At 38.4% G+C, this 3,226-nt stretch carries 6 protein-coding genes; 3 read left to right on the top strand and 3 right to left on the bottom strand.

Annotated elements, in window-relative coordinates; translation table 11 throughout:
• Positions 1-25 precede the first annotated feature (25 nt).
• Positions 26-163 (top strand): hypothetical protein, encoded by a 138-nt coding sequence (locus NZ519_13300; protein MCS7029730.1) that lies wholly within the window; start codon positions 26-28, stop codon positions 161-163.
• Here the strand turns inward: NZ519_13300 and NZ519_13295 are convergent.
• From NZ519_13295 to NZ519_13285, 3 genes are all read right to left on the bottom strand, one after another.
• Entirely contained in the window at positions 152-490 is a 339-nt protein-coding gene (locus NZ519_13295) for an MGMT family protein (protein ID MCS7029729.1), read from the bottom strand. The genes NZ519_13300 and NZ519_13295 overlap by 12 nt on opposite strands.
• Before the next feature lie 19 nt (positions 491-509).
• Positions 510-1,208 carry a GTP cyclohydrolase I FolE gene (gene folE, locus NZ519_13290; GenBank protein MCS7029728.1) on the bottom strand — a complete coding sequence of 233 codons (699 nt, stop codon included), beginning with the start codon at positions 1,206-1,208 and terminating at the stop codon, positions 510-512.
• Between the two features lie 85 nt (positions 1,209-1,293).
• The gene (locus NZ519_13285) at positions 1,294-1,707 is read right to left on the bottom strand and encodes a 6-carboxytetrahydropterin synthase (protein MCS7029727.1); all 414 of its coding nucleotides are present in this window, start codon (positions 1,705-1,707) and stop codon (positions 1,294-1,296) included.
• Between NZ519_13285 and NZ519_13280 the strand changes: the two genes are divergently transcribed.
• A complete protein-coding gene (locus tag NZ519_13280; protein MCS7029726.1) occupies positions 1,697-2,491 on the top strand; it encodes a sulfite exporter TauE/SafE family protein in 795 nt (264 codons plus the stop codon). The two genes, NZ519_13285 and NZ519_13280, sit on opposite strands and share 11 nt — an antisense overlap.
• A gap of 216 nt (positions 2,492-2,707) precedes the next feature.
• Positions 2,708-2,992, top strand: a complete 285-nt coding sequence (locus NZ519_13275) for a carboxypeptidase-like regulatory domain-containing protein (protein MCS7029725.1) — start codon at positions 2,708-2,710, stop codon at positions 2,990-2,992.
• Positions 2,993-3,226 lie beyond the last annotated feature (234 nt).

The following is a 3,226-nucleotide window of genomic DNA, read 5'->3' as shown; positions in this document are numbered from 1 at the left end:
TTTGCAGGGGCTTTTTGCGTGAGGCATGCGGAGGGCGTGCGTTAGCACGGTGCGAAGCGCAGCGAAGCACCGAAGCGTCAGCGTAGCCCGTAGCACGCCGACCTTGCCCATACAAGCGCAGCGAAGTATGGGCAAGGGCACGCCCAAAAAATTATTCTTCTAAAAGCATTTCCTTCGGATGCCAAAAATACTTCTCAAAATTCTGTACTTGAAGGTCTTTTACAGGAACACCTTCGGCTTCTAAAAGTTCCTGCATTTGAGTAGGAGTAGCAAAGTGTCTAAAACCTGTCAGCAAACCTTTGTGATTAACTACACGATGCGCGGGTACGTAAGGGCGTACATGATGAGAGAGATTCATCGCCCAACCTACCATGCGCGCACTGCGCTTTGAACCTGTAAGATATTCACTTATAGCACTGTATGAAGTTACTCGTCCTTTTGGAATGGCTCTTACTACCTGATACACTAACTCAAAAAAATCATTTTTCATGCTTAGCTATAACACGGTATCAAAAGGCTTCAGTTTTCAAATCTAGATACTGCAAAAACTCTTTTTTAACTTCGCTTTGCTCAAATCTGCCCTTGAAAACAGAGGTTACCGTGCTGCTGGTTGTGTCCTTTATGCCCCTGGTAGCCACACATAAATGCTTTGCATCAATAACTACGGCTACATCTTCGGTTTCTAGCACTTGACATAAGTAGTTAGCAATCTGACAAGTTAAACGTTCTTGGACTTGTGGGCGTTTAGCAAAATAGTCTACAATTCGGTTGAGCTTGGATAGCCCTATGACCTTACCTGACGAAATATATCCAATATGAGCTTTTCCTAAAATAGGTACAAAATGATGTTCGCAATGTGAAAAAACCGTAATGTTTTTTTCTACTAACATTTGATTGTATTGGTACTTGTTTTCAAAAAGAGAAATTTTGGGGGCATTTTTTGGATTTAGTCCTGAAAATATTTCTTTGACATACATTTTTGCTACTCTGTGTGGCGTGCCAGATAAACTGTCATCGGTAAGGTCTAGCCCTAAAATTTCCATTATTTCTCGGAATTTTTGCTCAATTAGAGCTATTTTGGTTTCATCAGAAAGCAGAAAAGCATCAGGTTTGAGAGGTGTATCGGCACTTGTAGCAATATGGTTGTCGCCGATGAACTCAATTTCTGCTTCGGAAAGCTGCGTTTTGCCATTAAGAACCTTTGTCATTGTATTTCAAATTATCTGTTTGACAATATACTCTTTTTTTATAATACGAAAAGCAGATAAAATGTGTATGCCAAGTATTTGAACGTTATTCGCCGCGATAAGTTACCCAGTTACGCTCTGTTTCATACATTTTAATTTCGTAGAGTTTTGCATTAGGGAAGTTAAGCAAAGGATAAAGAATTTGCCATACTTTTACAGCAAAGTTTTCTGTGCTAGGAATAACATCTTTCATGAAGTCTACGTCTAAGGTTAGATTTTTGTGGTCTACCTTGCTAACGATGTGTGTTTCTAATATGTTTTTGAGATATTTAAGGTCAATTACGTATCCTGTTTCGGGGTTTACTGTACCTACGAGGGTTACTTCGAGCGTGTAGTTGTGTCCGTGCCAGTTTTCATTTGCACATGGACCGTAGTAAGCTTTATTTTGTTCGGGTGTCCATTTGTTGTTCCACATTTTGTGTGTAGCGCTGAAATGCACTTTGCGAGTGATGTATATCATAGCAAACAACTTCGCAGTAATAAAAGCAAAAACGTTTGATAAAGTTCCATTGTTATACAAATGGTTGATTATTTTTGCTACTACTTTGGACTGGGCAGCTATTTTTGTTGCAGGTTTATTTTCTTCATTAGCGCATTGTGTAGGCATGTGCGGTGGGTTTGTAGCCCATTTGTCTATTCAGAAAAATGCTTGGCAGAAACAAATAGCTTATCACATTGGCAGATTATTCATTTATACTACTTGGGGGTCGCTAAGTGGGCTATTCAGCAAAATACTCTTATCTTACGGTGAGAATAGCCATATACAAAACACTATCACTATAGTTGCGGGTAGTATTATGATTCTAATCGCCTTGCAAAACATAGGACTTTTTCCAAAATGGAACTTTGTCAGTAAGTTTATTCAAGGCAAATTTCTTACAAAAGTGTTCAGGATATTCATGCAAGAGGAGAGTTTTTTGATGGGCTTTTACTTAGGACTATTGACAGGGTTTTTACCTTGTGCTTTATTATGGGGTTTTGTTGCTTATGCAGCTGCTCAACCTACTTTTTTGAAAGCTGTATTTACTATGTTTTTGTTTGCTGTAAGCACGGTTTTGCCCTTACTTCTGTTGGGCTTTTTGACTCACAAGCTTAGCATAAAGCTTCGTATGCGGCTGCATTACGTAGCTTCTGGGATTTTAGTTGTACTAGGCATAATCACAATTTTAAGGGGCATACCTTGGGTAATGATGAATTTTCATTACTATGTGATGAAATACGGCTTAATGATGCATCCTGAATGAAATAAAGTGATTGAAAATCAAACTTTTAGGTCAAAATAGTCTGACCATGCAACTTTTCTGTTAACATTTTAGTAACATTAGCGTAAAAATAAGTTAACTTATAGCTCGACTAAAATGCGTGTCTTTTATTTTGAACACCTTTACAAGCTTAAGGTTGGTTTGACAATTAGTTTGGGATTGTTGTTTTATACTTTTGGTCTTGCACAAAGTGAGAGCATGAACCAAAGCTTAGCCTATTGTACTTTTTTGAATACGCAGCCTGTGCTACAAAAAGGTTCTTTACGAGGTAGGATAGTTAACCAAAGTCAAGAACCTGTACCGAATATTAAGGTTATGGTTGCTGAACTGGGGGTATACACTTACACAAATGCTCAAGGTGAATATGCCTTTTGCAATTTTCCCGAAGGTCAATATACGGTTATTTTTGATGATGGAAAAGTACAAAAAATTTTATGCCCTTTGAAGATGCCTAAGAATCTCATTTACAATATAGAGTGGTAGGGCAGCAAGACTTTTGAGTTTGTGTAGGTAGGGGTTGAAGCTAATTTTTTCATTTTTTGGGGCGTGCCCTTGCCCACACAAGCGCAAGCGAAGTGTGGGCAAGGACACGCCCAAAAAATTATTCAAAAACATATCCCTTATCTTTGCATTAAACAAGCATGTCTGAACCACTTGAAAAATTGAAGTTGGATAAACTAAATCGTCTGTCAATTGAAGCCTTCAAGCAAAGTAAAA

It is taken from the genome of Bacteroidia bacterium (genome assembly GCA_025056095.1).
Taxonomy (GTDB): domain Bacteria; phylum Bacteroidota; class Bacteroidia; order JANWVE01; family JANWVE01; genus JANWVE01.
This window is presented reverse-complemented; position numbering and strand designations above follow the sequence as displayed.

Coding starts and splice junctions, on each gene's coding strand:
- NZ519_13280 (MCS7029726.1), top strand. CDS start 1,697: ATGTATATCATAGCAAACAACTTCGCAGTAATAAAAGCAAAAACGTTT.
- NZ519_13285 (MCS7029727.1), bottom strand. CDS start 1,707: ATGATATACATCACTCGCAAAGTGCATTTCAGCGCTACACACAAAATG.
- NZ519_13275 (MCS7029725.1), top strand. CDS start 2,708: ATGAACCAAAGCTTAGCCTATTGTACTTTTTTGAATACGCAGCCTGTG.
- folE (MCS7029728.1), bottom strand. CDS start 1,208: ATGACAAAGGTTCTTAATGGCAAAACGCAGCTTTCCGAAGCAGAAATT.
- NZ519_13300 (MCS7029730.1), top strand. CDS start 26: ATGCGGAGGGCGTGCGTTAGCACGGTGCGAAGCGCAGCGAAGCACCGA.
- NZ519_13295 (MCS7029729.1), bottom strand. CDS start 490: ATGAAAAATGATTTTTTTGAGTTAGTGTATCAGGTAGTAAGAGCCATT.